The 1493-nt window shown below is 33.6% G+C and carries 2 protein-coding genes; both read right to left on the reverse strand.

The features are described from left to right. Positions 1 to 218: 218 nt before the first annotated feature. Positions 219 to 854, reverse strand: a complete 636-nt coding sequence (locus tag FLB_RS08930; protein ID WP_157490589.1) for a hypothetical protein — start codon at positions 852 to 854, stop codon at positions 219 to 221. After that, entirely contained in the window at positions 820 to 1356 is a 537-nt protein-coding gene (locus FLB_RS08935; protein ID WP_157490590.1) for a hypothetical protein, read from the reverse strand. Before FLB_RS08935 ends, FLB_RS08930 begins: the two co-directional genes overlap by 35 nt. Between the last annotated feature and the right edge of the window lie 137 nt (positions 1357 to 1493).

A 1493-nucleotide genomic window follows, 5' to 3' on the forward strand; every position in this document is an offset into this window, starting at 1 on the left:
CTTGATTTCAAATTGAAATTGTCTGCGTAATTTCGGCACAAGTCTCCTGTAACGTCCCCGCGCTACAAGCAGTTTGGGACTAAATTAAGCTCTATTTTCGGATTTGCCAAATCTTCCAAATACAAAACCATATTTAAATTAAGCCTAATACCCAAATTGCTTGTAGCGTGTGTTAGGCGCAGGTTGTTGGTAATCCTAATCGTTTTTCTTTGCGGGCTTTAATTATAATACTCAATTTTTCGCTCTGCAACCAGCGACGGAACTCCTTCCTGAGTACCTTCCATATAGATATTGCATTTTATCCAGTTTTTGTGGCTGTCATATTCATAGGTGTAATAGTATTCTTTTACTGGTAATTCTTGTTCTGGGTCATCAAGAACAAACTCTTCTTTGATCAGATCTCCGTAATCGTTAAAGGTCTTTATAAACCTTTTGGTAGGATTAGATATTTCTCCGGAACCTGTAACATAGTATTTCACTGTTTCTACATAATCTTGGGTTGGATGGTAAATATAATCTTCCTGAGCAACTGTTTTCCCACAACCAAACATTGTGACTTGTGTGATACGTCCTGATGGGTCATAATCATACTGTAATTGTAAATCCTCACAAAAACCACATTCAGTTCCCATATTAGTGAAAGACATATCTTTACCATATAAACCTGCAATGATTTTCTGGTTTACAACCTGTCCTTTGTCATTATAAGTAAACAATTTACGAGTAAATAGATCTTCTTTTTTATACTTTTTATGCAGCGTTTCTTTACCAAATCTGTGTACAAAATATTCTTTCTCTTCAATGATTCTATCTGACTTATCATATATATATATATATATATATATTCTCATCATAATTTTGCCAAATCTTCCCCTCTTCTTCATATACTTCATCTTCATCTGGAACTTCTATTTGATTTAGTTTTAGTAGTAAATTATGATTGTATACCGGACGGTATTGCTTTAATACGGTTTTATACTTACTCTTTTTATCCCAATCCTTATCATCATATACGTACTTATCTGCCCTGCTATAATCTATTTGTGCGAAGAAATTTTCTCCAGGAATACTGGGTATTTGTGCTTGGAGTCGACCATATTTATCAAACTCTATGTAGGAACTATGACGAACTCCATTAAATAAAATAATATTGGCAGCTTCTCCCTTAGACAAGGTTTCTTTTAGATTTGTCAATCTCATATTGACTGATTTTACAGAGTCCTGCAAATTGAGTCCACTATAACTACTGCATTTATGCGAAAATAAACCGCTGTATTTTTGTTCTTTTTGAGCATAAATGCTTGTATTTAAAGACAGTACTATTGTGAAAAATAAAAATTTTAGAAATGATTTCATTAAAATGATATTTATTATTTACTACCCCTGTATTGATTTTCAGGATTAGATAATTCTGCAATATTTTGGTTGTCAACTTGCGACTAACGTTCCCGCGCTACAGGCGGTTTGGGACTAAATTAGCGCTATTTTTCTGA

The organism is Flavobacterium succinicans (assembly GCF_001662485.1).
Lineage (GTDB): Bacteria > Bacteroidota > Bacteroidia > Flavobacteriales > Flavobacteriaceae > Flavobacterium > Flavobacterium succinicans_A.

What these genes read in the sequence shown, in the direction of transcription:
- FLB_RS08930 (WP_157490589.1), bottom strand. Translation starts at nt 854, where the DNA reads ATGATGAGAATATATATATATATATATATATATGATAAGTCAGATAGA.
- FLB_RS08935 (WP_157490590.1), bottom strand. Translation starts at nt 1,356, where the DNA reads ATGAAATCATTTCTAAAATTTTTATTTTTCACAATAGTACTGTCTTTA.